Below are 26,036 nucleotides of genomic sequence, written 5' to 3' on the forward strand. Positions count from 1 at the left end.
GCACCGGGGCCGGACCCCTCCGGCCCCGGACCGGGCGACGCCCTCTAGACCTCGACCAGCTCGTGGCGCGGTTCCGGCAGTGGCTCGGCGTTCCCGGTGTTCCCGGCGTTCACCTGCCGGACCTTCGCGCGGCGGACGAACCACGTGGCGCCGGCGCCGATGGCCAGGCCCGCCGCGAGTCCGGGCAGCGCCCAGGCGGCCGGGTCCGGCTCCACCCGTACGGAGGACGCGGCGGACCCGGAGCCGAACAGTCGTTTTTCCTGCGTGAGCTGGTCGAGCACCGAGAGCGGCGCCCGGTGCCAGCGGAAGTCGCCGCCCACCAGGTCGGGAGCCAGATCCGACCGCACCCACGGCTCGCCGTCCGCGGTGAGGAACACCTGGTCCTGGCGCTCGATGGCGACGTCACCCCCGGCACCCGTGACTCCCCAGATCACCGTGACCACAGGAACGGGAAGGCGGCCGTCCGCCCACTCGGCGGGCGTCTTCTTCGGCCCCGTGAACCGGGGGGACAGCAACCGCCACAGCCGTCCGAAGTCCGGATCGCCGCTGTGCAGGGTGGTCGTCCGTCCCGTGTCACCGGCGACGGTCAGGACGATGTCCGGGCTGTCGCCCGCCGAGCCCTGCGCGGCGTACTCGGCGCTCTCCCGGACCGCCGACGCGACCATCGGCGTGTTCGCCGGGGGGCCGGCCAGGGCGGCCGGTGCCGCCGACACCACCACCGCGGCGGTCGCCCCCAACGCCCCCACCACCGTGACCACTTCACGCAGCCCGCGCATGGAACCCCCAACCGACCGGCGCTGAGCCGGTCCGCACACCGTTGTGCCGATTTCCGGGTGCGCCGACGGACCCGCCGGGGGTTCCCCTCGACGGCGACGTCCGAGCAGCGCTCCGCCCTGCCGAAACCGGCTACCTGGGCGGACCGGCATTGTTAAGCGCCCGTGACGCCGAAAGCACCCCCTCCAGGCGGAACGTCACCTCACCGTTGCACTTCCATGACGGTGGGTGTTCGAATCCCGCTCACGTGAGCGAAACGGTCACCGTCTGTGCCGGTGAGCCGGGGGTCCGGAGGGCGCGGTTCCCGGACCCGCGGCGCCGACCCACCCGGGTCACCACTCTTTCCGGCCAGTTCCGGAACGGGCCCCGGTACCTGAGAGAATGGTGAACATGGCCTCTGACAGTCCTCGCGTGCTCTCCGGAATCCAGCCCACGGCAGGCTCGTTCCACCTCGGCAACTACCTCGGCGCCGTCCGTCAGTGGGTGGCGCTCCAGGAGTCCCACGACGCGTTCTACATGGTCGTCGACCTGCACGCGATCACGATTCCGCAGGACCCCGCGGACCTGCGGGCCAACACCCGGCTCGCCGCGGCGCAGCTCCTCGCCGCCGGACTCGATCCCGAGCGCTGCACGCTGTTCGTCCAGAGCCACGTCCCCGAGCACGCGCAGCTCGCCTGGGTCATGAACTGCCTCACCGGCTTCGGCGAGGCCTCCCGCATGACCCAGTTCAAGGACAAGTCCGCCAAGCAGGGCGCCGACCGCGCGAGCGTCGGCCTCTTCACGTACCCGGTCCTCCAGGTGGCGGACATCCTGCTGTACCAGGCCCACGAGGTCCCGGTCGGCGAGGACCAGCGCCAGCACATCGAACTGACCCGCGACCTCGCGGAGCGCTTCAACGGCCGCTTCGGCGAGACGTTCAGGATTCCGAAGCCGTACATCCTCAAGGAGACGGCGAAGATCTTCGATCTCCAGGACCCGTCGATCAAGATGAGCAAGTCGGCGTCGACGCCGAAGGGGCTCATCAATCTGCTCGACGACCCGAAGGTGACCGCCAAGAAGGTCAAGAGCGCCGTCACCGACACGGAGACCGTCATCCGGTACGACGCGGTGGACAAGCCGGGCGTCAGCAACCTCCTCACCATCTACTCCACCCTCACCGGCACGTCGATCGCCGCGCTGGAGCAGGAGTACGAGGGCAAGATGTACGGCGCGCTGAAGACGGACCTCGCCGAGGTCATGGTCGACTTCGTGACGCCGTTCCGCGAGCGCACCCAGCAGTATCTGGACGACCCCGAGACGCTCGACTCGATCCTGGCCAAGGGCGCCGAGAAGGCGCGCGCCGTCGCCGCGGAGACGCTCTCGCAGGCGTACGAGCGGGTCGGGTTCCTGCCCGCCAAGCACTGACGGCCGAGGCCACCGCCGTACGCGGGGCCGTGCCCCGGCCCCGCGCGGGCGGCACGGTCCCTACCACACCACCTTCGGCAGTCAGTACGAGACGAGCGCGACACTCTTACGACGGCCGATTGCGGGTCATACCGCCGTACAGTCGAGAGCGGGGCGGGCGGAGCGATCGCCCCCTCCCGCGCGCAGCACCACCGAACAGCCCTGACCATCGACAACGACAGGAGACGACGTGGGGACCGTAACGATCGGCGTGTCGATCGCGGTCCCGGAGCCTCACGGCAGCCTGCTCCAGGAGCGGCGCGCGGGCTTCGGCGACCCCGCGGCTTGCTGTATTCCCACGCACGTCACCCTGCTGCCGCCGACGGAGGTCGAGGAATCCGCGCTGCCCGCGATCGAGACGCACCTCGTCGAGGTCGCGGCCGCCGGGCGCCCGTTCCCGATGCGGCTGTCCGGGACGGGCACCTTCCGGCCCCTGTCGCCGGTCGTGTTCGTCCGCGTCGCCGAGGGCGCCGAGGCCTGCACCTGGCTCCAGAAGCAGGTCCGGGACGCCTCGGGCCCCGTCGCCCGCGAGCTGCAGTTCCCGTACCACCCGCACGTCACCGTGGCGCACGGCATCGACGAAGCGGCCATGGACCACGCCTTCGAGGCGCTCTCCGACTACGAGGCCGCGTGGCCCTGCACCGAATTCGCGCTCTACGAGCAGGGCGCCGACGGCGTGTGGCGCAAGCTCCGCGAGTTCGCCTTCGGCAGCGCCGTGGTGCCCCCGCAGGCCACCTCACCCGAGCGGGACACCACACTCCCGGCGCTCTAGGCCCCTCAGACCGGCAGCCGCCTGAACACCGCTCGTGGTGTGTGCCGCAGCGCCGACATGACCATCCGGAGAGCCCCCGGCACCCACACCGTCTCGGAGCGGCGCCTCAGCCCCAGCTCGATGGCCGCGGCCACCGCCTCCGGAGTGGTCGACAGCGGGACCTCGGGCAGATGGGCCGTCATCCGCGTACGGACGAACCCGGGGCGTACGACCATCACGTGCGCGCCCGTGCCGTGCAGCGCGTCCCCCAGGCCCTGCGCGAAGGCGTCCAGGCCCGCCTTGCTGGAGCCGTAGATGAAGTTCGAGCGGCGGGCGCGTTCGCCCGCGACCGAGGACAGCACCACCAGCGAGCCGTGCCCCTGTGTCTGCAACGCCCGCGCGCACACCAGACCCGAGGACACCGCGCCCGTGTAGTTCGTCTGCGCGACCCGGACCGCCGCGACCGGCTCCTTCTCGTCCAGGGCCTGGTCCCCGAGCACCCCGAACGCCATCAGGACCATGTCGATGTCGCCCTCGGCGAAGACCTTCCCGAGCACGGCCTCGTGGGACTCGGGATCGAGGGCGTCGAAGGCGAGGGTACGGACGTCCGCGCCGAGCCCGCGCAGTCGCTCGGCAGCCTCCTCCAGGGCGGGCGCCGGCCGTCCGGCGAGCCACACCGTGCGGGTGCGCCGGGTGATCATCCGGCGCGCGGTGGCCAGCGCGATCTCGGACGTGCCGCCGAGAACCAGCAGGGACTGGGGGAATCCGAAGGCGTCCTTCATGACAGCTAGCTCCTAAGACGGGGAACCGGAGGGGCGTGCGGGAACGGGCGCTCCGCGGGCCGGGAACGGCGCGGGCGCCCTACAGACCGAGGCGGCGGGACAGGTCCGAGGTGAAGACTCCCCGTGGGTCCAGCTCCCGGCGCAGCGAACGGAACGCGCCGAGCCGCGGGTACATCGCCGCCAGCAGTTCGGGCCGCAGCCGCGCGTCCTTGGCGAGGTACACGCGCCCTCCGGCCTCCGCCACCTCCTCGTCCAGCTCGTCGAGGAAGCCGCCGAGGCCCGGCAGGCCCGCCGGGATGTCCAGGGCCAGGGTCCAGCCGGGCACGGGGAAGGAGAGCCAGCCCGGATCGCCCTCTCCGAAGCGCTTCAGCACGGCGAGGAAGGACGGGCAGCGGCGTTCGGAGATGCGCCGCACGATCCGGCGCAGGGTTTCCTCCCGGCCGTGTCCGACGACGAACTGGTACTGCACGAAGCCGCCGCGCCCGTAGACGCGGTTCCAGTGCGGCACCCCGTCGAGGGGGTGGAAGAAGGCCGGGATCGGCTGGAGTTCGCCGGTCCGCGCGCGGGGCGCCTTGCGGTACCAGAGTTCGTTGAAGAGGCCCACGGTCGTCCGCCCGAGGAGCCCTTCCGGCACGAACGAGGGGGCGGCCGGAAGACGTGAGGGGCGGAACGCCAGCGGGTGTCTGCGGGCCCGCGGGGGCAGCGCGTCCAGCGGCGCGTGATCGCCGCGGGTCAGCACCGAGCGCCCGGTCCCGGCCCCGCGCGCGAGGAGGTCGATCCAGGCCACCGAGTAGCGGTACCGGTGGTCGGTGGCGGTGAGGCGGGCCATCAGGTCGTCCAGGTCCACCGCGCGTTCGGTGTCGACGGACATCAGGCCGCTCTCCACCGGCTGGAGGCGGACGGTCGCCGTCAGGATCACCCCGGTCAGGCCCATGCCGCCCGCCGTCGAGTCGAACAGGGGGGTGCCGGGCCCGACCGTCCTGATCTCGCCGTCCGCCGTCAGCAGTTCGAAGGACAGGACGTGACGGGCGAAGGAGCCGGACACGTGGTGGTTCTTGCCGTGGATGTCCGCGCCGATCGCGCCGCCCACGGTCACATAGCGGGTCCCCGGCGTCACGGGCACGAACCAGCCGAGGGGGAGCAGGACCTCCATGAGCCGGTGCAGGGACACCCCCGCGTCGCACAGGACCGTGCCGCCGCCCGCGTCGATCGCGTGGATCCGGTCCAGGCCCGTCATGTCGAGCACCGCACCGCCCGCGTTCTGCGCGGCGTCGCCGTAGGCCCGTCCGAGCCCCCGGGCGATGCCTCCTCGAACCCCGCACTCCCGGACGGCGGCCGCCGCCTCCCCGTAGGTGCGCGGACGGACCAGACGGGCGGTGGTCGGGGCGGTGCGGCCCCAACCCGTGACGGAGACGGAGTCGGCAGGCATGACCGTGACCGTAGCGCCGTCCGGGGTGCACATTGGGGCAATCTACCCACCGCTCCCGGCTCCTCACCGAAATGGGTGATTAATGGGATGTCGTCCAAGATTGCCGTAGTTCTGCGACCGCTCCCTAGAAGAGTGGCCTCACATGGACGACCTTGACGACCGTGACGAGATGGGTCGGCGGCTTGACGGCGTGGACCGTCCACCTGGCGACCTGGACCGCCGACTGCTGTCCGTGCTCCACGCGTACGGCGGGAATCCGCAGGTCGCGGCCGTCGCGCGCACCCTGTCCCGGAGCGGGGAGCACGGCGCCCTGTGGCTCGCCGCCGGGCTCGCCGGGGCGGCCGCCGACCGCGCGCGGCGCGGCGCGTGGCTGCGCGCGACGGCGCTCACCGCCGGCGCGCACCTCGCGAGCATGGGCGTGAAACGGATCGTGCGCCGGCCGCGTCCCACGCACGTGGCGCCCCGCGCGCGCACGGCCGGACGGCACTCCTTCCCCAGCTCCCACGCGGCCTCCGCCACCGCCGCGGCGGTGGCCTACGGCACGCTCGGCGCGTACGCCGTCCCGCCGCTCGCCGCCGCGATGTGCCTCTCGCGCCTCGTCGTCGGCGTCCACTACCCCACGGACGTCGCCGCCGGCGCGGCCCTCGGCGCCGCGGCGGCCGGACTGGGCGCCCGCTGGATCGGGGGCCGGCCGTGACCGAGCGCACGGCGCTGCTGGAGCGCACTCCGGCCCTGGCCCCGCCGCCGCGGAGCCTGGGCGGGCTGCTGCGGGGCCTCGTCCGGACCGCGCGTCCCCGCCAGTGGGTCAAGAACGTGCTCGTCGTGGCCGCCCCGGCCGCCGCCGGCCGGCTCTTCTCGCAGCACGCGGTCGTTCAACTCGCCGTGGTCTTCGTGCTGTTCACGGCCTGCGCCGCCGCCGTGTATCTGATCAACGACGCCCGGGACGCCGTGGCCGACCGCGCCCATCCCGTGAAGCGCCACCGCCCGGTGGCCGTGGGCCAGGTCCCCGTCCCGGTCGCGTACGCCGTCGGCGGCACCCTCGCCGTCCTCGCGCCCGCGGCCGCCGCCTGGTTCTGCTCGGCGGCCGTCTGCGCGCTGCTGACCGCGTACCTCGGCATGCAGCTCGCGTACTGCGTGAGCCTCAAGCACGTGCTCGTCGTCGACCTCGTCGTCGTCACGACCGGGTTCCTGATGCGGGCCATGATCGGCGGTCTGGCCCTCGGCATCCCGCTCTCGCGCTGGTTCCTCATCACCACCGGCTTCGGGGCGCTGTTCATGGTCTCGGCGAAGCGCTACTCCGAAGCCGTGCAGATGGCGGGCACGGCGGGTGCCACGCGCGCGCTGCTCACCGAGTACACGACCGGCTACCTGCGTTTCGTCTGGCAGCTCGCCGCCGGGGTCTCCGTCCTCGGCTACTGCCTGTGGGCCCTGGAGGAGGGCGGAGTGCCGAGCTCCGGGCTGCTGCCGTGGCGTCAGCTCTCCATGGTCGCCTTCATCCTGGCCGTCCTGCGCTACGCGGTCTTCGCCGACCGGGGCACGGCGGGCGAGCCGGAGGACGTGGTCCTGCGCGACCGTCCGCTCGCCCTCATCGGTCTGGTGTGGCTGGCGATGTACGGACTCGCCGTGGCCAACTGGTGAGCGTCACCGAGGACCGGCCCGGCCCCGCTCTCCTCGCCGGCCACGAAGCGGACTCCGGGGCGCCCGCGACCTCGGGCCCCGTCGTCACGGGGGCCGTCGTCACGGAACGGGTGACGGTCCGCGAGGAGGCGCGCCCGCGGCGGCGGTTCCTGCGGGAGCTCCTCGGCTTCGCCGCGGTCGGGGTTCTCGCCTACGCGGCCGATCTCGGCCTGTTCGTGTGGCTCCGCGGCCCGGTGGGTCTCGGCCCCCTGACGGCCAAGGCGCTGTCCTTCCTCGCGGGCTGCTCGGTGGCGTACGCCGGGAACGCGCTCGGCACCTACCGGCACGCGGCGGGCCGGGGCCCGCTGCGGTACCTGATCTTCTTCGCGGTGAACAGCGCGGGCGCGCTGGTGCAGTTGCTGTGCATCGCCGTCAGTCACTACGGGCTCGGGTTCACCTCACCGCGCGCGGACACCGTCTCCGGGGCGGGAATCGGCATGGCGCTCGCCACGGTCCTGCGATTCTGGGGTACCCGGTCACTGGTTTTCCGAGGCGAGGGCAGAGTCGGATCATGGACTGGCTGAAAAAGATTCCCGGCGTGGGACCTTGGGTCGTACGCCTCATGACGACGCACGCGTGGCGGTCGTACGAGCGGCTCGACCGCGTGAAGTGGACGCGGCTCGCCGCGGCGATGACCTTCATCAGCTTCGTGGCGCTGTTCCCGCTGCTGACCGTGGCCGCGGCCATCGGCGCCGCCACGCTGAGCACGCAGCAGCAGAAGGACCTCCAGGACAAGCTGGCCGAGCAGGTGCCGGGCATCTCCGACCAGCTCGACATCAACAGCCTCGTGCAGAACGCCGGCACGATCGGGCTCGTCGCGGGCGCCCTGCTGCTGGTCACCGGCATCGGCTGGGTCGGCTCCATGCGGGAGTGCCTGCGCGCGGTCTGGGAACTGCCCGACAGCGAGGAGAACCCGCTTCTGCGCAAGATCAAGGACGGCGGGGTCCTCGTCGGTCTCGGCGGCGCCGTGCTCCTCACCATCGCCGTCTCCACGCTCGCGTCCACGGCGATGGGCTGGTCGGCGCGGCACATGGGCCTCGACGAGCAGGGCTGGGGGACGACGCTGCTCCAGTTCGTCGCCTTCGCGGTGGCCGTGCTCGCCGACTTCCTGGTCCTGCTGTACGTGCTGACCCTGCTGCCCGGTGTGGAGCCGCCGCGCCGCCGGCTGATCGTCGCCGCGCTGATCGGCGCCGTCGGGTTCGAGCTGCTCAAGCTGCTGCTCAGCGGCTACATGCGGGGGGTGGCGTCGAAGAGCATGTACGGGGCTTTCGGCGTGCCGATCGCGCTGCTCCTGTGGATCAACTTCACCTCGAAACTGCTCCTGTACTCCGCCGCCTGGACGGCGACACCCAGCGAGGGACAGGACCGGGAGGCCGGCGACGGCGAACCGGCCGGCCCGGAGGACCGGGGGGACTCGGGGGATCCGAGGAGCGCGACGAAGCCGCCCGAGTCCCGGGCGGTCAACGGCGGCGGCGCATCAGGTCCGGCAGCGGCCAGCGGCGGTTGACCAGGAAGACGCCCGCCGCGAGCAGGGCGAGGAAACCGCCCGTCAGACCGAGCGCGATGCCGATGCCGCTCGATCCGCCCTTCGCCGAGGTGGAGGCCGCCACCGGCTTCGTGGAGCTGTGCGCGGTGCCCGTGCCGGAGCCCGTGCCCGTGCCGGGGCTCGACCCGTCCGACGCGTTCGCGCCCGGCTGGGCCGTGGTGTCCACGCCCTTGGGCGCGACCAGTTCGCCCACCGGCTGGACCTTGTCCGCGGCCTGGAACCCCCAGTCGAGCAGTTGCGCGGCCTCCTTGTAGACCTCGTTGTGCTCCTTCTTCTCCGGGTTCATGACCGTCACGAGCAGCACCTTGCCACCGCGCTCGGCGACGCCCGTGAACGTGGCGCCCGCGTTGGTGGTGTTGCCGTTCTTCACACCCGCGATGCCCTGGTACGGGGTGATGTCGCTGTCACCGGACAACAGCCGGTTGGTGTTCCGGATCTCGGAGGACGCGCGGGCGGACGTGCCCTTCTTGTTCCCGGCCGTCTTCCCGGTCGTCGCGCCGGGGAAGGTGGCCCGCACCGTCGAGCAGTACTCCCGGAAGTCCTTCTTCTGGAGCCCCGAACGGGCGAACAGCGTCAGGTCGTAGGCGGACGACACCTGACCCCCGGCGTCGTAGCCGTCCGGGCTCACCACGTGCGTGTCGAGGGCCTGGAGGTCGTCCGCGTGCGCCTGCATGTCCTTGACCGTCGCGGGGATGCCGCCGTTCATCGCGGACAGCACGTGCACGGCGTCGTTGCCGGACTTCAGGAAGACACCGAGCCACAGGTCGTGGACGGTGTACGTCTGGTTCTCCTTTATGCCCACCACGCTGGAGCCCGCGCCGATGCCCGCCAGCTCGGAGGGTGCCACCTTGTGCGAGGTGCTCCTCGGGAACCTGGGCAGCACCGTGTCGGCGAACAGCATCTTCAGCGTGCTCGCCGGAGGCAGCCGCCAGTGCGCGTTGTGCGCGGCCAGGACGTCGCCGGACTCCGCGTCGGCGACGATCCAGGAACGGGCGGTGATGTCCGGAGGCAGGACGGGGGCGCCGGTGCCGAGGTCCACCTGGTTGCCGGGCCGGCCGAGCCGCTCGCCGCCGAGGCTCGACATGTGCGCCGGGGGCGTGGCCGACGGGGAGGAGGCGGGGCTCGCCGTCGGGCTCGCGTCATCGGTGTCGGCGAAAGCGGGCGCGGTGAGGGAAACGGTCAACAGAGTGGCGGAAGTGATCAACAGGGATCGTCGAATGGTCTTTTTCGAGGCGGGCACGATCGAGAAAGTACAGGTGTTGGGACCGGAATTCCCGTCACCATTCGGGGGAGCCGCCTCGCCCTCTCCACCCCGGCGCCGGATCACGGTGGCCGACGGCGATACTGAACGCATGAAGCTCAGCCGCCCCGTGTCCTGGTTCCTGCTCGCCTTCGGGGTGTGGAGTTGGGTCATTTGGGTCACTTTCGCTAAGAATCTCTGGAAAGACGCCAGTGGGCTCGCGTTCGACGACGCGGGCGATCCGACCGCGTACTTCTGGGTGCATCTGACGCTCGCCGTCGTGTCGTTTGTCCTTGGGACGGTCGTCGGGGTCATCGGGTTGCGCGGCGTACGCGCTTTGCGCCAGACGTCATAACGGGGGATACGGCGTCATGGTCATCTTGTTCGTGTTGGTGGGCCTGACCGTGCTGGCCGTGCTCGGCGGCCTGCACTGGTACGCGTGGAGCCGGCTGGTGCGGGACACCACGAGCGGGCCCGGACCGGCCCGCCGGCTGGGCACGGTGCTCTTCGTCGCCGGGCCGCTGCTGATGGTCGGCGCCCTCGTGGCCGAGCGCGCGGGCGCTCCCTTCGCGCTCCAGCGGACGCTGGCCTGGCCCGGATTCCTGTGGATGCCGCTGAGCCTCTACCTCGTCCTGGCGCTGCTGGCCGGTGAGCTCGTACGACCGCTCCTGCTCCGCGCCGACGCGCGCCGGGCGGCCCGGCGGCAGGAGAGCGACGGGGCCGCGGCCCCCGCGGCCGCCGAGGCTGCCGCGGCCGCGGAACCGCGCGAGAGCGCGCGATCCGCCTCCGGCGCGGCAACGGCGGGGAAGGACCGGCCCGAACTCGCGGAGGGGCAGGAACGGGCGGGCCGGGCCGAGCCGGTTAGGCCGGCGGAACCGGCGGGCTCGGTCGAACCGACGGGAGCCGTGCCCGCGCCCTCGCGGCGGCTGTTCGTCTCGCGGGTCGTGGGTGGCACGGCCGCGGCCGTCGCCGTCGGGACCGTGGGCCACGGGACGTACGGAGTGCTGCGCGGACCCAGGGTGAAGCGGGTCACCGTGCCGCTCGCCAAACTGCCCCGGTCCGCCCACGGTTTCCGGATCGCCGTCGTGAGCGACATCCACCTCGGACCGGTGCTCGGACGCGGATTCGCGCAGAAGGTCGTCGACACGATCAACTCCACCCAGCCCGATCTGATCGCCGTCGTCGGTGACCTCGTCGACGGCAGCGTGAAGAACCTCGGCCCCGCCGCCGCACCGCTCGCCGGGCTGCGCGCCCGGCACGGCTCCTACTTCGTCACCGGGAACCACGAGTACTTCTCCGGAGCCGAGCAGTGGATCCAGGAGGTGCGGGAGCTGGGGATCCACCCCCTGGAGAACGCGCGGACCGAGCTGGCCGGATTCGACCTCGCCGGCGTGAACGACCTCCAGGGCGAGAGCGAGGGACAGGGACCCGACTTCGGCAAGGCGCTCGGAGACCGCGACACGACACGGGCCTGTGTGCTCCTCGCCCATCAGCCCGTACAGATTCATGAAGCGGTACGCCACGGGGTCGACCTCCAGTTGTCCGGACACACCCATGGCGGACAGCTCTGGCCGGGCAACCTCATCGCGGCCGCCGCCAATCCGACGGTCGCCGGCCTGGACCGCTACGGCGACACACAGCTCTACGTCTCCCGGGGCGCCGGAGCCTGGGGGCCGCCCACCCGGGTCGGCGCGCCCTCGGACATCACGGTCGTCGAGCTGGCCTCACGCGAAGCCTGAGAATCCCCTGTGAAAGAGGGACGGAAAAGATCATTTTCGTCGGTCCTGAGTACTTTCCCGATTCGCCTCCCCGGCCGAAACTCCTGTGATTAGGTGATCCGCGCCACTAAGGGAGTGGTGTGCGGGGGCGCCTGGGGAGGGCACCGATGCGATCGGTTCGCTTATGGATTCTGGTGGCGCTGCTCGTGGTGGCGGGCGCGGGTGTGGCCGGCTGGCAGCTCCTGCCGGCGAAGGGGAACGGCAACCGCACCATCACCGTGGGCACCACGGACGCCGTCACCTCGCTCGACCCGGCAGGCGCCTACGACGCCGGATCCTGGGCTCTGTTCAGCAATCTCTTCCAGTCGCTGCTCACCTTCGAGCCCGGCGGCGCCCAGCCCGTCCCGGACGCCGCCAAGCGCTGCGCGTTCACCGACACGGGCCTGCGCACGTACCGCTGCACGCTCCGTGACGACCTGGCGTTCCCGAGCGGGCGGGCGATGACCGCCGAGGACGTGAAGTTCTCCTTCGACCGCGTCAAGCGCATCAACGACGAGGTCGGGCCCGCCTCACTCCTGTCCACCCTGGGCAGCGTGGACGCGAGCGGCCGGACCGTCGTCTTCCATCTGTCCTCGCCCGACGCGACCTTCCCGTTCAAGCTGGCGACCGGCGCCGGGTCGATCGTCGACAGCACCCGCTACCCCCGGCGCAGCCTGCGCACCGGCTCCGGCGTCGACGGCACGGGACCCTACGTCCTGAAGGCGTACACGCAGAGCGCGAAGGCCGTCCTCGCCCCCAACCCGCGCTACCAGGGCGCCGTCGACGGTCTCGGCAGCCCCGTCGTGCTGCGCTACTACGCCAACTCGGAGGCGCTGCGGGTCGGGTGGAAGGCGAAGGAGCTCGACGTCGTGGCGCGTCAGCTACCGCCCGCCGTGCTCGCCGCGCTCTCACCGAGCGACCCCGCGCAACGCGTCACGGAGGCCGACAGCGCCGAGACCCGCAACCTCGTCCTCGACGTGCGCGAGACTTCGCCGCTGCACGACCGGCGGGTCCGGCAGGCCCTCGCCTCGCTGATCGACCGCCAGAAGCTGGTCGACCGGACGTACCGCGGAACCACCGACGCGCTGTACGGGCTGATCCCGGCGGGCATCACCGGGCACGCGACCTCGTTCTTCGACGCCTACCCGAAACCCGACCCCAAGAAGGCGCGGGCCCTGCTGGCCGAGGCCGGGGTCTCCCTGCCCGTGCGCTTCACCTACGGGTTCGCCGAGGGACGGGGCGCCGCGGGCGAGGAGGCGGCCGAGCTCAAGCGGCAACTGGAGGCGGACGGACTCTTCAAGGTGACGACCGAGGGGTTCGAGTGGACCGAGTTCCAGAAGAAGTACGCGGAGGGCGGCCTGGACGCCTGGGCGGTCGGCTGGGTCGCCGACTATCCCGACGCGGACACCTTCGGCGCGCAGCTCGTCGGCACCGGCAACAGCATGAAGAACGGCTACACCAACAACGAGGTCGACCGTCTGATCAAGGAGACGCGGGAGGACGCCGACCGGAGCCACACGGCGGAGGCGTTCCGCAGGCTCCAGACGCGCGTGGCGGAGGACGTCCCGCTGGTTCCCCTGTGGCAGCGCAAGGACTACGTCATCAGCACGGAGGACATCAGCGGCGGCCAGTACCTGTCCGACGGGACCGGAGTCTTCCGCCTCTGGCGGCTGAACTGGCTCTGACGACTGAGCTGGCTGTGACGACTGAGCTGGCTGTGACGACTGAACCGGCTGTGCCGACGGCCCCGGGAGCCGGGGCCGTCGGCGTCACGGCCGGGGTTCCTAGGGGTGCGGCGTGGATCCGTACGCCGTCAGGAAGCGGTCGCGGAACGAGCTCATCTTCCACACCGGGGCGTTGTGCTCGGGCTGGATCCCGTCCGTCCAGCCCCAGTCGGCGATCTTGTCGAGCACCGTGGGGTCCTTGGCGACGATCGAGACGGGCACGTCGCGGCTGGCGTGGTTGCCGCTGACCCGGGCTATCGGCTGGTGGTCTCCGAGGAAGACCAGCACGGTGTTCTTGTTGCCGTACTTCACCAGGTAGTCGATCAGGCTCGTCACCGAGTACGAGATCGCCTTGCCGTACTCCACCTTCGACTTCTGCGAGCTGGTGATGATGTCGCCGGGATCCTTGCCGGCCTTCTGGATGGCGTCGTAGACCGAGCCGTCGCCGACCTGGTCCTGGGGGACCGTCTTGGGAATGGGCGCCCAGGGCTGGTGGCTGGAGGTCAGGATGATCGTCGACATCAGCGGCTTGTCGCGCTTCTTGCTGTGCGCCAGGCGTTCGAACGCGGTCAGGGCGTACTGGTCGGGCATGGTCGACCAGCTGAACTTCGGCCCCTTGTACCCGAGGTGGAAGGCGTCGTAGAGCTTGTCGATGCCGTAGAACTTCTGCTCGGGCCAGTTCTTCTGGATGCCCGGCATGACGCCCACGGTGTCGTAGTCGCCGGTCTTCTTGAAGGCGCTGATCAGGGAGAGGCGGTCGCCGGCGGTCACGGTGCGGTAGCGCTGCTGGTTGTTGATCCACAGGCCCGAGAGGAACGTCGAGTGGCCGAGCCAGCTGCTGCCGCCGTACGTCGCCGAGGTGAGCCAGCCGCTCTTCGCGGCGAAACCGGCCCGGGTCAGCTTCTCGTTCTCCGCGGTCAGGGTCGCGTCGACGTCCGGTGCGATGGCCGGGTCCTCGACGGCGCTGCGGCCGTAGCTCTCGATGAACGTGACGATCATGTCCTTGCCGCGCAGATCGGTGAGCATCTCGTCGGGCGGCGTGTTCGCGAATTTGTCCTTCTTGACGATCCTGGCGAACTCGGCTTCGTCCCGCAGGGTGTTCCGCACCCGCGCCGCCCGGTCCTGGAGGACCAGCGCGGCGTGCTCGGAGGCGATGGGCACCCCGGTGTACTGCACCCCGAGCGCCGCGCAGGTGACCCAGGCCATGGCCAGGACCAGGGTCGTACGGGTCGCGATCACGGTGTTCCTGGCCATGAGGTTGCCGAGCCGGACGACCGACAGCGTCATGAGCACCAGGATGGCGATCACGAGGGCCACGGCCAGTGCCGCGATGCCGAGCGCGCCGTTGTGGCCGAACGTGTCCTGGAGGTAGGCCTGCGCGTCGCCGAACAACGACCAGTCGAGGACGACGTTGAAGCCGCGTCCGAGGTATTCGTTGAAGCCGATGTCGAGGATGTTCATGATCGTCAACAGGCCCAGGACCAGCCCGGCGGCCACCGACAGCGCGATCCGCGGCCGGCGGGGCAGGACGATCAGCAGCGCGCCACCGAAGATCGCCTCCACCGGGAGCCGCAGGAATACCGCCGGACGGAAACTGTCCGCCTGGCTCGGCATGAGCAGCCCGAACAGGACGAGCGCGGCGGCGACGAGGGTGGTCGTCCAGGCGAGGGTGCGGGCCGCACCGGGGTACCGGCCCCGCCACCCGCTCCCCGGGCCGGAGCCGGACGGCTCGTCCCCCGGAGGCTCCTCGCCGTCTCCGGCCCCGTCCCCGACGGAGGTGCCGGGGACGTCGGGAGTACCGGCGGTGTCCTCTTCGGGTGAGGTGGTGCCCGCGTCCACGGCCGCGCCGGTCCCGTCGACCGCTTCGGCCTCGGCCCCGGCCGGGGTCCGGGTGCCGGTCTCGGCCACCGTGCCCACGGCACCCGCCGGAGCCGCGCCGGCCGACGCCTCCGGGTCCGGGGCCTGGTCCGGGGCCTGGTCCGCGTCCGCCTCTGCATCTGGGGCCGCGTCGGGGCCCGCGCCCGCATCCGCGTCCGGCTCCGTGCCTGCGTCCGCATCCGCGTTCCGGTCCGGCTCCGCGTCCGGCTCCGGGTCCGCGTCCGAGTCCGGGGCGTGGTCCTGGTCCGCGTCCGCCTCTGCCTCTGGGGCCGCGTTGGGGTCCGCATCCGCGCCTGCGTCCGGCTTCGCGTCCGGCTTCGCGTCCGCGGTCGGGTCCGCGCCCGCGTCCGGCTCCGCGCCCGCGTCGGGGTCCGCATCCGCGCCCGGCTCCGCATCCGCGCCCTCGGCCCCGAGATCCGTCCCGGGTGTGTCGGTGGGCGTGTCGCCGTCGCTTCCGTCGGGTTCCGCCCGTTCTCCCTGGGCGGTTTCCGCCGGAGTCTCCTCCGGGGCGCCGGAACCGATCGAGGCGGCCTCCTCGGTCGTGGTGACGTCGGGGGCCGCCCCGGCCGCTGCCTCTCCCTCACCCGAGGCGGCGGCGTCCTGGTCGGTGCCGGTGTTCGCGGGCGGCTCCGGCGTCGGCTCGTCGCTCGGAGGCGTCTCGTCCGTGTTCGGTAGCTGTCGAGAGCTCGTTTTGAACGACAACCCGGCGGTCCTTCCGTGCGAAGCGCGGTGGTGGCGTGACGGGCCGATCGGAAGCGACCGAAGTGCCCTCATCGTGGTGTACGGGGCCGCAGCGGCCCGTGTTCAACCGCCTCGGTCAGCTTCTTCCCAAGTCCGTTTCCGCAGGTCGGAGCGGCACGAGAGGGGTTCCCCTGCGGTGGCGGCGGATTTGGCGACGTCACCGGCCCCGCACCGGCAGCGTCACCGTCACCGCCAGCCCCTCGCCGGGGGCCGTCCGGACCGCGACGCTTCCCCCGTGGGCCCGCACCACGCCCTCCACGATCGCCATCCCGAGCCCGCTGCCCGCGCCGCCGCCGGCCCGGAAGAAGCGGTCGAAGACGCGCGCCGCGTCCGCCTCCGGGAGTCCGGGGCCCTCGTCCGCGACACACAGCCGCAGGACGCCGTCCGCGCGCTCCAGACCGAGCCGCACGGGCACGTCGCCGGGTGTGTGGGTGCGTACGTTGCCGACGAGGTTGCCCAGCACCTGCCGCAGCCCCGATTCGTCGGCCTGTACGAGCAGGGTGCCGTCGGCGTCCACGGTCACCGGGCGGCCGGGCTGCTGGGCCCGCAGATCCGCCGCCGCGTCCCGCACGAGCCGGCTCAGGTCGACGTTCCTGAAGCGCAGCTCGGGCCGCTGGTCGAGGCGGGCCAGGGTGAGCAGTTCGTCGACGAGCCGGCCCATCCGGTCGGCCTCCGCGTTCATCCGGTCCCAGGCACGCCTGCGCTCGACGGGGTCGGTCAGCATCCCCTTCTCGTAGAGCTGGAGGTAGCCGCGGATGGCCGCCAGCGGGGTGCGCAGCTCGTGCGAGGCGTCCCCGACGAACCGGCGGAGCTGGGCGGCGCTGTCCTCGCGTGTCCGGTAGGCCGACTCGACCTGGTGCAGCATGGAGTTGAGCGCGAGCCGGAGCTGTTCGACCTCCTGGGTCGGATGCTGGCTGGAGGGGACGCGCCGGGTCAGATCACCCTCGGCGATGGCGGACGAGGTCTCCACCATGGCCTCCAGCGGCAGCATCCGGCGGCGCACGCTGAACATTGTCAGGCACGCGAGGAGCGCCAGCAGCAGGGTGCCCACGGCCAGATCGAGCTTGAGCGCCTTCGCGATGCCCTTGTGCAGTCCGTCGGTCGAGCTGCCGAACAGGACGTAGGTCCCGTCGGCGAGCCGTGTCCCGGTCGCCCGGTAGTCGGCGCCGCGCACGGTGACGTCGCGCGGGTCGACGGCGCGGGTGAGGCCGCCGGGGTCGCCCACGGCGGCGGCGAACGCGCGCTGGGTGTCGGTGGGGTCGTAGCCCGCCACCTCGACGGCCCGGCCCTTCCGGTCGACCGCCGCGAAGATCGATTCCGGCTTCGACGACTCGTCCGCGGCGGGTCCGATCCGCTCGTGCACGAACGCGAGGGCGCTCAGTGAGTCGATCTGGCGCATGGTGAGCTGCGAACCGCCCAGTGACGCGCGGGTCTTGAGGAGCTGGGCGTCCACCTGGTCGAGCAGGTAGTGCCGCATGCCCATCAGGCTCACGGCGGTCGCCACCACGATGCCCAGGGCCAGCAGTCCCACGTTCGCGATCGTGAGCTGGCCGCGCAGCGAGTGGATGCCGTGCCTGCGGCGCGTGGGGCGGCAGCCGGGCTGGACGGGCGCCTTCACGCGAGCCCGTATCCCACGCCCCGGCGGGTCTGGATCACCGGTGGACCCAGCGGTTCCAGCTTGCGCCGCAGGTAGCTGATGTACGTCTCGACGACCGTCGACTCGGCGGGGTGCTCGTACTGCCAGACGTGGCGCAGGAGTTGCTCCTTGGGCACGATCCGGCCGCCGTTGCGGACGAGGAAGCGCAGCAGCGCGTACTCGGTGGGGGTGAGTTCGACCGTGGTGCCCGCGCGGTGGACGCGGTACGTCGTCTCGTCCAGCTCCAGGTCGCCGTAGCGCAGGGGCGGGCGCTGGGGCAGGACGTCGTCGGGCCGGGTGCGGCGCAGGACGGCGGTGATGCGGGCGACGACCTCGTCGATGTTGAACGGCTTGGTGATGTAGTCGTCGCCGAAGCCGAGCGCGCCGACGATCTCGGCGGGCGCGTCCCGCGCGGTGAGGAAGACGACGGCCAGGTCCGGCTGTCGCAGGCGCAGTTCACGGCCGAGTGCCCGGCCGTCGCCGTCCGGGAGCATCACGTCGAGCAGGGCCGCGTCGGGGCGGGTGCGCTCGGCGAGGGTCAGGGCCTCGCGGACGCACCCCGCGGCCATCACCTCGAAGCCGTGGTAGCGCAGCGCGATGGTCAGGACGTCCGCGATGCTCGGCTCGTCCTCGACGACGAGCACGGTGGCTGCCTCGTGAGCGGTCATGTCCCCAGTATCGACGGGGCCGTTGACGGCGTGGGCCGTTCGCTCCTTGGAGTTCCTTGAGAGTCATGCGCGGGTCGTGTCCACCCGCGCGTCCGGCCGCGAATCCTGGTGACCAGGACCTGGGGGACCGACCTACTAAGGAGCGTTGAACGTGGCGGCATTGGCACGGTGGTGCTATCGGCACCGGCTGGTGGTCCTGTTGCTGTGGGTGGGCGCGTTGTTCGGTCTCGGGTTCGCGGCGACCACCGCGGGCACGGACTACGCGAACGTGTTCTCCCTTCCGAACACGGACTCCAAGCGTGCGTACGACCAGATGGAGAAGGCCTTCCCCGACAGCGCGGGGGACACCGACACGGTGGTGTGGAAGGTCGCGGACGGCACGGTCGAGGACGCCTCCGTGCGCGACCGGATCCAGCCCGTGCTGGACGAGATCGCGGGCATGAAGGGCGTGGGCCAGGTCGCGGGTCCGTACCAGGGCGAGCGGGGCGCCGCGCAGATCAGCCGTGACGGCACGATCGCGTACGCCCAGATCACCTTCGCCGAGCAGGCGAACGCCGTACCGAAGGAACTGGTGCAGGACGTCGTCGACACCGCACAAGGTGCCGAACGGGCCGGACTCCAGGTGGAGTTGGGCGGTCAGGCGATCCAGCGGGTGCAGGAGCCGCCCACCGGGCTCGCCGAGATGGTCGGCATCCTGGCCGCGGCGGCCGTCCTCTTCCTCGCCTTCGGTTCGCTGTTCGCCATGCTGCTGCCGATCGGCATCGCGGTCTTCGGGGTCGGTACGGGGCTGTTCTCCACGCAGTTGCTCAGCCACACCACGGACATCCCGGACCTGGCCCCGCTGCTGGCCACCCTGATCGGCCTCGGCGTCGGCATCGACTACGCGCTGTTCATCGTCACCCGGCACCGGCGCGGTCTCCTGCGGGGCCTGGAGTCCGAGGAGTCGGCGGTCGTCGCCCTCAACACCTCGGGGCGGGCGGTGCTGTTCGCGGGCGGCACGGTCTGCATCGCGCTCGCGGGCATGCTCGTGACGAACCTCCGCTTCCTGGACGGCGTGGTCATCGGCACCTCCCTGACCGTGGTGTTCAGCGTGCTCGCCGCCACCACGCTGCTGCCCGCGCTCCTCGGCGTCCTCGGCACCCGGGTGCTCAGCCGCCGCCAGCGGCGGAAGCTGGCGGAGCGGGGCCCGGAGCCGGAGCGGGCGAGCGGGGCCGCGGCCCGCTGGTCGATGAGCGTGCAGCGCCGTCCCCGCACGATCGCCGCCCTCGCGCTGGCCGTGATGGCGGTCCTCGCGCTCCCCGTCCTGTCCCTGCGCCTCGGCGCCACCGACCAGGGGAACGACGACGGCACCACGACGACCAGGCAGGCCTACGACCTGCTCGCCGAGGGCTTCGGGCCCGGGTTCAACGGTCCGCTGCAGGTGGTCGTGACCGGCGGGGACACGGACGCCCTGGCGAAGAGCATCGAGGGTACGCCCGGGGTCGCCGCGGTCGCGGCGCTGCCGCCCGCCAAGGGCGTCACGGTGATCCAGGTGGTGCCGACGACGTCCCCGCAGTCGGTCAAGACCGACCGGCTCATCGACACCCTGCGGGACCGGGTGATCCCGGACGCCGGGGCGTCGGCCCACGTGGGCGGGGTCACCGCCGTGTCGAAGGACTTCGCCACGATCACCGGCGACCGGCTGCCGTGGTTCATCGCCACGATCATCGGGCTCGGCTTCCTGCTCCTGCTGATCGCGTTCCGCTCCCTGGTGGTCCCGCTGACGGCCGCGCTGATGAACCTGATCGCGGCCGCCGCGTCCTTCGGCGTCCTGGTCGCGGTCTTCCAGTGGGGCTGGGGCCTGGACCTGCTGGGCCTCGGCAAGGAGGGCCCGATCAACGCCTTCCTGCCCGTCATCATGCTCTCGCTGCTGTTCGGCCTCTCCATGGACTACCAGGTGTTCCTGGTGAGCCGCATGCACGAGGAGTGGGTGCACACGAAGGACAACGCGCGCGCGGTGCGCGTCGGGCTGGCCGAGACCGGCCGCGTCATCAACTCGGCCGCCCTGATCATGGTGTGCGTCTTCCTCGCCTTCGTCCTGAGCGGGGACGCGGGAGCGGCGATGGCGGGGGTCGGCCTCGCGGCCGCGGTCGCCCTGGACGCCTTCATCCTGCGTACGGCCCTGGTGCCCGCCGCCATGCATCTGCTCGGCGACTCCAACTGGTGGCTGCCCGCGTGGCTGGACAAGCGGCTGCCGCATCTGGCGGTGGAGCCCGCGGAGGAGCCGTCGAAGGAGGCGGCGCCGGCCGACGGCGGCGCCTCGGCCGTGCACGGCTTCGTCCGTGACGCGGAGGGCGAGCCCGTCGACGGGGCGGTCCTCACGCTGCTGTCCAAGGGAGGCCGGCAGCTCGACCGGGTGACCTCGCTGGCCGACGGTTCCTACATCGTCTCGGTCCCGGCCCCGGGGACGTATCTGCTGTCGGCGACGGCCCGTTCGTACGGGGCGCGGGCCCGGCACGTCGTCGTGACCGGCGAGCCGCTGGTGCACGACGTGGAGCTGGTCCAGGGAGAGGTGGACGCCGACGCGGTCAACTGAGGCCGCCGGCCGCCGGACCGTCCCGGCGCACGGGGGCGCCCGCCTCGGCGGGCGCCCCTCAGTCCGTCTCCCCCGCCGGGCCGGCCGGGCCCCGGCGCGATTGCCTCGCCGGGGCGGCGGGGCCTGCGTCCGTCTTCTTCGCCGAGCCGGCGGGGCCTTCGTCCCGCTTCTTCGCCGGGTCGGGCAGGGCCCTCGTCATCCCCGGCAGGAAGTCCGTGAACAGTTCGTGCACCTCATGGACGAGGGGCCGCAGCAGCCGGAAGCGGGCCAGTGAGACGCCGCGCGCCGTCAGACGCGCGCCGCGCTCGGCGAGCCGGTAGCTGCGCTCGCGGCTCTCGGTGCGGTCGAAGACCCAGTACAGGACGAGCCCCATCTGGGATAGCCACATCAGCTCGGGCAGCACCTCGCGCAGTTCCTCCGGCACCTTGGTCTTCGCCCCGGCCAGCACTTCCTTGTGGACGCTGATCGCCTCACGGCGCGCGTGCTCCGACTCGGGGGAGAAGGGGCTGAGCGGACTGTCCGGGTCGGCGGCGTTCTTGAAGAACTGCACGGCGAACTCGTGGTACGGCGTGGCGATGTCCAGCCACACCTTCAGGACACCGCCGAGCCGGGCCTCCAGGTCCGTCTCGCGGTCCAGCACCTCCCGGACCGCCTCCTGGTGCTCGGCGGCGATCCGGTCGTAGAAGCCCTGGATCAGGTGTTCCTTGCCGGCGAAGTAGTAGTACGCGTTGCCGACGGAGACCCCGGCCTCCTGGGCGATGGCTCGCATCGTCGTCTTGTCGTACCCCCGTTCCTGGAAGAGCCGCATCGCGGTCTCCAGGATCAGGGCCCGGGTCTGTTCGCTCTTCGCCGGGCTCTTCGTCTCCTTGCCCGGGGACTTGGCCGGCTCGGAGGCCGCGCTGGGCTCGGCGGAGCCGATGGGACCGGGGCTGTCTTTCGGTGCTGGCACGGGACGAGCCTAACGACTGGGAACCGTCGTACATCCGCCGCTGTCACAGGCGGGCGGCTCGAAGGTCCATCCGGCGGTCGGGTGGTAGCGCCAGCCGTCGCCCCACTCGTACGCGCCGCCGCCCCACCGCCCGGACGACTGCGCCTCGCGCCACTTGGCGGCGGCGAGGGTCGCGCCCCTGGCCAGCTTCGCCCCCGTGGGCGTGCTCAGCCGGTGGGCCAGCGGCCGGAAGTCGCGCAGCGCCCAGAGGGTGACGATCCAGGCGGCGGCTCCCTGGTAGACCTGACCGGCGTCCCCCACGACGGTGATCTCGTCCAGGGTGGCGCGGTGGTCGAGCCGCGGAAAGCTCCGGGCGGCCTCCTCCGAACCGGCCGGGACGAACCGCAGCGGTACGAGCTGCGCCTGCCCGGCGAGCCACTTCTTCAGGAACGCGCACAGCGAGCAGTGCGCGTCGTAGAGGACGGTGAGCCCGAGGACCGGGACGCGTGCCGCGTCCCGGTCCCGGGCGGCCTCGGCGGCGGTCACCGGTCTCACGCCCCGGCCGTGGGGGCGACCCAGTCGGTCGGCCGTACCGGCGGCATCTGCTCCCGCTCCATGACGCCCCGCCGCCGGATCCTGTTGAGGGCGTAGACGTTGCCCAGGTGCATGACGCCGAGGACCAGCAGGACGACACCCAGCTTGGTCGACAGGGCCTCGAAGATCTCGCGGGCGTCGGAGATCTCGTCGCTCTGGTGCAGATAGAGGGCGACGAAGCCGAGGTTGACGAGGTAGAAGCCCACCACCAGCAGGTGGTTGACGGCGTCGGCGAGCTTCTCGTTGCCGTGCAGGACGTCCGACAGGAAGATCCGTCCGTTGTGGCTCAGCGTGCGTGCCACCCAGACCGTCAGCGCGATGCTGACCAGCAGATAGATGACGTATGCGACGACCGTGAGGTCCATGTCCCCACCCTTTCTTGAACGCGTTCAAAACGCTGTCTGGGGTGAATGTAGACCTCCTTTTGAACATGTTCAAGTCGGATCCGGGGTGGGCGGACAATCGGATCCGGGGCGGGCCGGCGCCCGGATCCGGGTCGGGCGGACGGCCGGGGCTATCCCCGTGCCCCGCGGGCCAGTTCGGGCCGCTTGGTGTAGTCGGTGAAACCGATGACGTTGCCCCAGGGGTCCGCGATCTCGACGGTCCAGCCGGTGGCGCCGGAGAAGGGTTCGTCGAGGGCCGCGATGCCCGCGGCGGCCAGGGAGCGGGCCGCCGCGCGGGCGTCCGGCACCTCCACCCACAGCCGCGGCGTCGCCCACGGCGGCGGCCGGTGGCTCAGCTCCCCGTCCAGCCGCAGCAGCACCCCGGGCGTCTCCTTGCCCACCTTCAGCACGGCGATCCCGGCCTCGTCCAGCCGGAACGCCGACAGGAACCCGGCGCGCTCGTAGAACCCCACGGCCTCACCGAGATCCCCGACGGGCAACAGCGTGTTGTCGATCCCGAGCAACTCGCACGACTCGCGTGACACGTCATCTGACATGCCATCAGGTTAGGAGCGGGCTCCGGCGCCGGCCCGGAACGACCCGGACCCCGGAGCCCGTTGTCAGTGGCGGCTCGTACTCTCGGCGCTATGGGAATGGTGACGTTCGTCGACGAGACGACCAGTGGGGGGCGGGGCGCGGGCTGGGGGATCGAGATCGCCGAGGAGCGGCTCGCGGTGCGCGAGCTGATCCGGCGGCGGGTCTTCCAGGAGGTCGCCGAGTACAACGCGAGCACGCCCCGGGTGTTCCAGGGACTCGTGCAGCCCGAGGACACCGAGCGCGTGCTGAACGGCTACGCGCTGCGTACGCCGCGCCGGATAGACCCGGAGGCGCAGTGCGAGCTGGCGCTGCGGGCCTTCGCCGGGAACGGCTTCCTGGTGCTCGTGGGGGAGCGTCAGGTGACCCGCCTCGACGAGGAGATCGAGCTGGTCCTGGGCACCGAGGTCACCTTCCTCAAGCTCGTCGCGCTGGTGGGGGGATGACGATGAAGAACACCGGACCGTGGAAACAGCGGCTTCGTGACCGGGCGGCCGAGGGCAACATGGGGGAGCTCGCCACCGGCCTCCTCGAAGCGGCCGTGACCGACAAGGGCCAGTGGAGCGCAGGGTGGCATGAGACCTTCGAGATGCTGCGCGCACTGCCCGCCGAGGAGCGGACCAGGCTGGCCGACGCGCTGGTGCGGCACCACGACGCGGCCGGCGACGGCTCCAGCACCCGCAAGGACGCGCTGATCCTGCTCGGCGTCGTCTCCCCGGACCTGCCCGGGGACCGGCTCCCCGCGGAACGGCTGAGGCAGCTCGAGGAGTTCGGCAAGCAGTACGCCCTCTGGTACACGACGGGGGTGGACGGGCTGGCCGAGGCTGAGCTGGCGACCGGCCGTCGGCTGCCCCCCTCCCTGATCGCGGCCTACCGCCGCACCGTCATGGACGCCTACCGCTCGCGGGACCTGGGAAGCCTGGCCGGGCACGTCACCGAGCCGGTCCTCAACGTCGGTGAGGAGTGGGCCGAGCAGGCCGTCCGGGACGCCTCCGGCCCCGACTGGAAGGCCCTGCTGACCCACCTGGCGACCGCCACCGCCGCCAAGCCCTCCGCCCCGTGGGACGAGCGGGCACGAGCCCTCGTGGAAGCCCTCGGCGCCGACCGCGTCCAGACCACCGTGCTGCCCTGGCTGGCCCTCGTCGGCCGCCCCCGGACCTTCCCGCTGTCCGACTGGCGGTACGGACCGGACGTGAACGACACCTACGACCCCTACAACGCCAACGCCCTGCGTGGCCTCGCCTGGCTCGTCTCCCTGCTGCCGCCCCACCCGGACACTGCACGGGCCCTCGGCGCGCTCGTCGAGACGTCCCTGAAGAAGGTCGCCGGACTCGGACCGCGCAACCCGAAGGTCGCCAACGCCGGCGTGATCGCGCTGTCCCGCGTCGGCAGTGAGGCCGCCCTCGCCGAACTGGCCCGCCTGGCGTCCCGGGTGACGTACCGGGGCACGCTGAAGCTCCTCGACGGCGCCCTGGAGACGCGGGCCACCGCCCTCGGCCTGAGCCGGGACGAGATCGAGGAACTGGCCGTCCCGGCGTACGGCCTCACCGATGCCGGGCGGGCGCGATTCGAGTTCGGCGACAGCACCGCCCTCATCGAGGTCCAGGGCTCACGCGCCGCGCTGAGCTGGTGCAACGCGAGCGGCAAGGCCGTCAAGAGCGTTCCCGCCGCCGTGCGGCGCGACCACGCCGAGGAGCTCAAGGAACTCAAGACGGCCGTCAAGGACATCGACAAGATGCTCTCGGCCCAGACCGAACGCCTGGACCGCCAGTTCCTCGCCCGGCGCACCTGGGCGTACGACACCTGGCGCGAGCGTTACGTGGACCACCCGCTCGTCGGCACCCTCGCCCGCCGCCTCCTGTGGACGGTCGACGGCACATCGGCCGGGTTCGCCGACGGCGAGCTGCGCACCCTCACCGACGACCCGGTGGAGGCGGGCGAGGAGGTCACCCTCTGGCACCCCGTCGGCCGGGAACCCGCCGAGGTCGTCGCCTGGCGGGACTGGCTGGAGCGCCACGAGATCACCCAGCCCTTCAAACAGGCCCACCGCGAGGTCTACCTCCTCACCGACGCCGAACGCGCGACGGGCACGTACTCGAACCGCTTCGCCGCGCACGTCGTGCGCCAGCACCAGTTCAACTCCCTCGCCGCCGCCAGGGGCTGGCGCAACAAACTCCGCCTCTGCGTCGACGACGAGGCGCCCCCGGCCACCCGGGAGCTGCCGCGGTGGGGGCTGCGCGCCGAGTACTGGATCACCGGCGACGGCGAGTACGGCGAGGACACCACCGAGTCCGGCAGCTATCTGCGGCTGCACACCGACCAGGTGCGCTTCTACCCGGTCGACGCCCCGCAGAACTCGGCGCACTGCTACGGCGGTGAGTACCGCATGTGGCTGCGCGACGGCCGGGACCCGGTCGAGCCACTGCCCCTCACCGACATCCCGCCGCTCGTCCTGTCCGAGGTCCTGCGCGACGTCGACCTGTTCGTCGGTGTCTCCAGCGTCGGCAACGACCCGACCTGGCAGGACGGCGGCCCCGGCGGCCGCTTCCAGGAGTACTGGACGTCGTACGGCTTCGGCGACCTGACCGAGACCGCGCAGACCCGCCGCGCCCTGCTCGACCGGCTGATCCCCCGGCTCGCGATAGCCGACCGCTGCACGCTGGAGGGCCGCTTCCTGCACGTGAAGGGCGAGCGGCACACGTACAAGATCCACCTGGGCTCGGGCAACATCCTGATGAGCCCGAACGACCAGTACCTGTGCATCGTCCCGAAGTCCGCGGCGGGAGGCCCCCGGGCCGGCTATCTGCCCTTCGAGGGCGACGGGATGCTCGCGGTGATCCTCAGCAAGGCGATGCTGCTCGCGGACGACCTGAAGATCACGGACCCGACGATCCTCAGTCAGCTCTGATCGATTGC

The 26,036-nt window shown here is 71.8% G+C and carries 23 protein-coding genes; 12 read left to right on the forward strand and 11 right to left on the reverse strand.

All coding sequences use genetic code 11. The features are described from left to right. Positions 1 to 44 precede the first annotated feature (44 nt). Positions 45 to 776, reverse strand: a complete 732-nt coding sequence (locus ACIQ7M_RS14845) for a hypothetical protein (protein ID WP_403643776.1) — start codon at positions 774 to 776, stop codon at positions 45 to 47. Between the two features lie 388 nt (positions 777 to 1,164). Between ACIQ7M_RS14845 and trpS the strand changes: the two genes are divergently transcribed. Together trpS and ACIQ7M_RS14855 are read left to right on the forward strand one after the other, a co-directional pair. After that, a complete protein-coding gene (gene trpS, locus ACIQ7M_RS14850; protein WP_403643779.1) occupies positions 1,165 to 2,178 on the forward strand; it encodes a tryptophan--tRNA ligase in 1,014 nt (337 codons plus the stop codon). A gap of 229 nt (positions 2,179 to 2,407) precedes the next feature. Next, positions 2,408 to 2,989: a 2'-5' RNA ligase family protein gene (locus ACIQ7M_RS14855; protein WP_355759713.1), complete on the forward strand. Its 582-nt coding sequence runs from the start codon at positions 2,408 to 2,410 to the stop codon at positions 2,987 to 2,989. A 5-nt stretch (positions 2,990 to 2,994) separates the two neighbouring features. Here ACIQ7M_RS14855 and ACIQ7M_RS14860 read toward each other — a convergent pair whose 3' ends face one another. Together ACIQ7M_RS14860 and ACIQ7M_RS14865 are read right to left on the reverse strand one after the other, a co-directional pair. Then, positions 2,995 to 3,750 carry a decaprenylphospho-beta-D-erythro-pentofuranosid-2-ulose 2-reductase gene (locus tag ACIQ7M_RS14860; protein ID WP_355759711.1) on the reverse strand — a complete coding sequence of 252 codons (756 nt, stop codon included), beginning with the start codon at positions 3,748 to 3,750 and terminating at the stop codon, positions 2,995 to 2,997. Positions 3,751 to 3,829: 79 nt separating this feature from the next. After that, positions 3,830 to 5,179 (reverse strand): FAD-binding protein, encoded by a 1,350-nt coding sequence (locus tag ACIQ7M_RS14865; RefSeq protein WP_403643784.1) that lies wholly within the window; start codon positions 5,177 to 5,179, stop codon positions 3,830 to 3,832. Positions 5,180 to 5,321: 142 nt separating this feature from the next. Here ACIQ7M_RS14865 and ACIQ7M_RS14870 point away from each other — a divergent pair, with 142 nt between their 5' ends. The 4 genes from ACIQ7M_RS14870 to ACIQ7M_RS14885 all read left to right on the forward strand — a co-directional run bounded on the left by ACIQ7M_RS14870 (position 5,322) and on the right by ACIQ7M_RS14885 (position 8,363). Continuing rightward, positions 5,322 to 5,876 (forward strand): phosphatase PAP2 family protein, encoded by a 555-nt coding sequence (locus ACIQ7M_RS14870; RefSeq protein WP_403643787.1) that lies wholly within the window; start codon positions 5,322 to 5,324, stop codon positions 5,874 to 5,876. Next, positions 5,873 to 6,817, forward strand: coding sequence for a decaprenyl-phosphate phosphoribosyltransferase (locus tag ACIQ7M_RS14875; protein WP_403643791.1), 945 nt, complete (start codon positions 5,873 to 5,875; stop codon positions 6,815 to 6,817). Before ACIQ7M_RS14870 ends, ACIQ7M_RS14875 begins: the two co-directional genes overlap by 4 nt. A gap of 110 nt (positions 6,818 to 6,927) precedes the next feature. Then, positions 6,928 to 7,380: a GtrA family protein gene (locus ACIQ7M_RS14880; RefSeq protein WP_403644543.1), complete on the forward strand. Its 453-nt coding sequence runs from the start codon at positions 6,928 to 6,930 to the stop codon at positions 7,378 to 7,380. Beyond that, entirely contained in the window at positions 7,368 to 8,363 is a 996-nt protein-coding gene (locus ACIQ7M_RS14885; protein ID WP_403643794.1) for a YihY/virulence factor BrkB family protein, read from the forward strand. The genes ACIQ7M_RS14880 and ACIQ7M_RS14885 overlap by 13 nt, the downstream gene beginning before the upstream one ends. On the opposite strand, the gene ACIQ7M_RS14890 is transcribed toward ACIQ7M_RS14885, so the two are convergent. Then, positions 8,317 to 9,642: a D-alanyl-D-alanine carboxypeptidase family protein gene (locus ACIQ7M_RS14890; RefSeq protein WP_403643797.1), complete on the reverse strand. Its 1,326-nt coding sequence runs from the start codon at positions 9,640 to 9,642 to the stop codon at positions 8,317 to 8,319. The genes ACIQ7M_RS14885 and ACIQ7M_RS14890 overlap by 47 nt on opposite strands. A 112-nt stretch (positions 9,643 to 9,754) precedes the next feature. Between ACIQ7M_RS14890 and ACIQ7M_RS14895 the strand changes: the two genes are divergently transcribed. The 3 genes from ACIQ7M_RS14895 to ACIQ7M_RS14905 all read left to right on the forward strand — a co-directional run bounded on the left by ACIQ7M_RS14895 (position 9,755) and on the right by ACIQ7M_RS14905 (position 13,084). Further along, positions 9,755 to 9,997 carry an SCO4848 family membrane protein gene (locus tag ACIQ7M_RS14895; protein WP_355759704.1) on the forward strand — a complete coding sequence of 81 codons (243 nt, stop codon included), beginning with the start codon at positions 9,755 to 9,757 and terminating at the stop codon, positions 9,995 to 9,997. A gap of 16 nt (positions 9,998 to 10,013) precedes the next feature. Beyond that, positions 10,014 to 11,381: a metallophosphoesterase gene (locus ACIQ7M_RS14900; RefSeq protein ID WP_403643800.1), complete on the forward strand. Its 1,368-nt coding sequence runs from the start codon at positions 10,014 to 10,016 to the stop codon at positions 11,379 to 11,381. 146 nt (positions 11,382 to 11,527) lie between these two features. Continuing rightward, complete coding sequence (locus tag ACIQ7M_RS14905; protein ID WP_403643803.1) at positions 11,528 to 13,084, forward strand: ABC transporter substrate-binding protein; 1,557 nt, start codon at positions 11,528 to 11,530, stop codon at positions 13,082 to 13,084. A gap of 99 nt (positions 13,085 to 13,183) precedes the next feature. On the opposite strand, the gene ACIQ7M_RS14910 is transcribed toward ACIQ7M_RS14905, so the two are convergent. From ACIQ7M_RS14910 to ACIQ7M_RS14920, 3 genes are all read right to left on the reverse strand, one after another. Beyond that, positions 13,184 to 15,775 (reverse strand): sulfatase-like hydrolase/transferase, encoded by a 2,592-nt coding sequence (locus ACIQ7M_RS14910; RefSeq protein WP_403643806.1) that lies wholly within the window; start codon positions 15,773 to 15,775, stop codon positions 13,184 to 13,186. Between the two features lie 124 nt (positions 15,776 to 15,899). After that, positions 15,900 to 17,360 carry an ATP-binding protein gene (locus ACIQ7M_RS14915; protein WP_403643809.1) on the reverse strand — a complete coding sequence of 487 codons (1,461 nt, stop codon included), beginning with the start codon at positions 17,358 to 17,360 and terminating at the stop codon, positions 15,900 to 15,902. After that, positions 17,357 to 18,046 (reverse strand): response regulator transcription factor, encoded by a 690-nt coding sequence (locus ACIQ7M_RS14920; RefSeq protein ID WP_355759695.1) that lies wholly within the window; start codon positions 18,044 to 18,046, stop codon positions 17,357 to 17,359. The genes ACIQ7M_RS14915 and ACIQ7M_RS14920 overlap by 4 nt, the downstream gene beginning before the upstream one ends. A 160-nt stretch (positions 18,047 to 18,206) precedes the next feature. Between ACIQ7M_RS14920 and ACIQ7M_RS14925 the strand changes: the two genes are divergently transcribed. Continuing rightward, entirely contained in the window at positions 18,207 to 20,621 is a 2,415-nt protein-coding gene (locus tag ACIQ7M_RS14925; protein WP_403644546.1) for an MMPL family transporter, read from the forward strand. Positions 20,622 to 20,679: 58 nt separating this feature from the next. On the opposite strand, the gene ACIQ7M_RS14930 is transcribed toward ACIQ7M_RS14925, so the two are convergent. The 4 genes from ACIQ7M_RS14930 to ACIQ7M_RS14945 all read right to left on the reverse strand — a co-directional run bounded on the left by ACIQ7M_RS14930 (position 20,680) and on the right by ACIQ7M_RS14945 (position 23,083). Further along, positions 20,680 to 21,540 carry a TetR/AcrR family transcriptional regulator gene (locus tag ACIQ7M_RS14930; RefSeq protein WP_403644549.1) on the reverse strand — a complete coding sequence of 287 codons (861 nt, stop codon included), beginning with the start codon at positions 21,538 to 21,540 and terminating at the stop codon, positions 20,680 to 20,682. Between the two features lie 39 nt (positions 21,541 to 21,579). After that, on the reverse strand, positions 21,580 to 22,104 hold the full coding sequence (locus tag ACIQ7M_RS14935; RefSeq protein WP_403643813.1) for a thiol-disulfide oxidoreductase DCC family protein: 525 nt from the start codon (positions 22,102 to 22,104) through the stop codon (positions 21,580 to 21,582). Then, complete coding sequence (locus tag ACIQ7M_RS14940; protein ID WP_403643816.1) at positions 22,101 to 22,508, reverse strand: hypothetical protein; 408 nt, start codon at positions 22,506 to 22,508, stop codon at positions 22,101 to 22,103. The genes ACIQ7M_RS14935 and ACIQ7M_RS14940 overlap by 4 nt, the downstream gene beginning before the upstream one ends. A gap of 149 nt (positions 22,509 to 22,657) precedes the next feature. Next, on the reverse strand, positions 22,658 to 23,083 hold the full coding sequence (locus ACIQ7M_RS14945) for a VOC family protein (RefSeq protein WP_386981960.1): 426 nt from the start codon (positions 23,081 to 23,083) through the stop codon (positions 22,658 to 22,660). Positions 23,084 to 23,173: 90 nt separating this feature from the next. On the opposite strand from ACIQ7M_RS14945, the gene ACIQ7M_RS14950 reads away from it, so the two are divergent. Further along, a complete protein-coding gene (locus ACIQ7M_RS14950) occupies positions 23,174 to 23,566 on the forward strand; it encodes a hypothetical protein (RefSeq protein ID WP_403643819.1) in 393 nt (130 codons plus the stop codon). After that, on the forward strand, positions 23,563 to 26,028 hold the full coding sequence (locus ACIQ7M_RS14955; RefSeq protein WP_403643822.1) for a DUF4132 domain-containing protein: 2,466 nt from the start codon (positions 23,563 to 23,565) through the stop codon (positions 26,026 to 26,028). The genes ACIQ7M_RS14950 and ACIQ7M_RS14955 overlap by 4 nt, the downstream gene beginning before the upstream one ends. Positions 26,029 to 26,036 lie beyond the last annotated feature (8 nt).

The organism is Streptomyces sp. NPDC096324, from assembly GCF_044763015.1.
Taxonomy (GTDB): domain Bacteria; phylum Actinomycetota; class Actinomycetes; order Streptomycetales; family Streptomycetaceae; genus Streptomyces.

Bases quoted from the DNA above. Each gene is read 5' to 3' on its own strand.
- ACIQ7M_RS14845 (WP_403643776.1), bottom strand. From the start codon at position 776: ATGCGCGGGCTGCGTGAAGTGGTCACGGTGGTGGGGGCGTTGGGGGCG.
- trpS (WP_403643779.1), top strand. From the start codon at position 1,165: ATGGCCTCTGACAGTCCTCGCGTGCTCTCCGGAATCCAGCCCACGGCA.
- ACIQ7M_RS14860 (WP_355759711.1), bottom strand. From the start codon at position 3,750: ATGAAGGACGCCTTCGGATTCCCCCAGTCCCTGCTGGTTCTCGGCGGC.
- ACIQ7M_RS14865 (WP_403643784.1), bottom strand. From the start codon at position 5,179: ATGCCTGCCGACTCCGTCTCCGTCACGGGTTGGGGCCGCACCGCCCCG.
- ACIQ7M_RS14870 (WP_403643787.1), top strand. From the start codon at position 5,322: ATGGACGACCTTGACGACCGTGACGAGATGGGTCGGCGGCTTGACGGC.
- ACIQ7M_RS14885 (WP_403643794.1), top strand. From the start codon at position 7,368: ATGGACTGGCTGAAAAAGATTCCCGGCGTGGGACCTTGGGTCGTACGC.
- ACIQ7M_RS14895 (WP_355759704.1), top strand. From the start codon at position 9,755: ATGAAGCTCAGCCGCCCCGTGTCCTGGTTCCTGCTCGCCTTCGGGGTG.
- ACIQ7M_RS14900 (WP_403643800.1), top strand. From the start codon at position 10,014: ATGGTCATCTTGTTCGTGTTGGTGGGCCTGACCGTGCTGGCCGTGCTC.
- ACIQ7M_RS14905 (WP_403643803.1), top strand. From the start codon at position 11,528: ATGCGATCGGTTCGCTTATGGATTCTGGTGGCGCTGCTCGTGGTGGCG.
- ACIQ7M_RS14910 (WP_403643806.1), bottom strand. From the start codon at position 15,775: ATGAGGGCACTTCGGTCGCTTCCGATCGGCCCGTCACGCCACCACCGC.
- ACIQ7M_RS14920 (WP_355759695.1), bottom strand. From the start codon at position 18,046: ATGACCGCTCACGAGGCAGCCACCGTGCTCGTCGTCGAGGACGAGCCG.
- ACIQ7M_RS14940 (WP_403643816.1), bottom strand. From the start codon at position 22,508: ATGGACCTCACGGTCGTCGCATACGTCATCTATCTGCTGGTCAGCATC.
- ACIQ7M_RS14945 (WP_386981960.1), bottom strand. From the start codon at position 23,083: ATGTCAGATGACGTGTCACGCGAGTCGTGCGAGTTGCTCGGGATCGAC.
- ACIQ7M_RS14950 (WP_403643819.1), top strand. From the start codon at position 23,174: ATGGGAATGGTGACGTTCGTCGACGAGACGACCAGTGGGGGGCGGGGC.
- ACIQ7M_RS14955 (WP_403643822.1), top strand. From the start codon at position 23,563: ATGACGATGAAGAACACCGGACCGTGGAAACAGCGGCTTCGTGACCGG.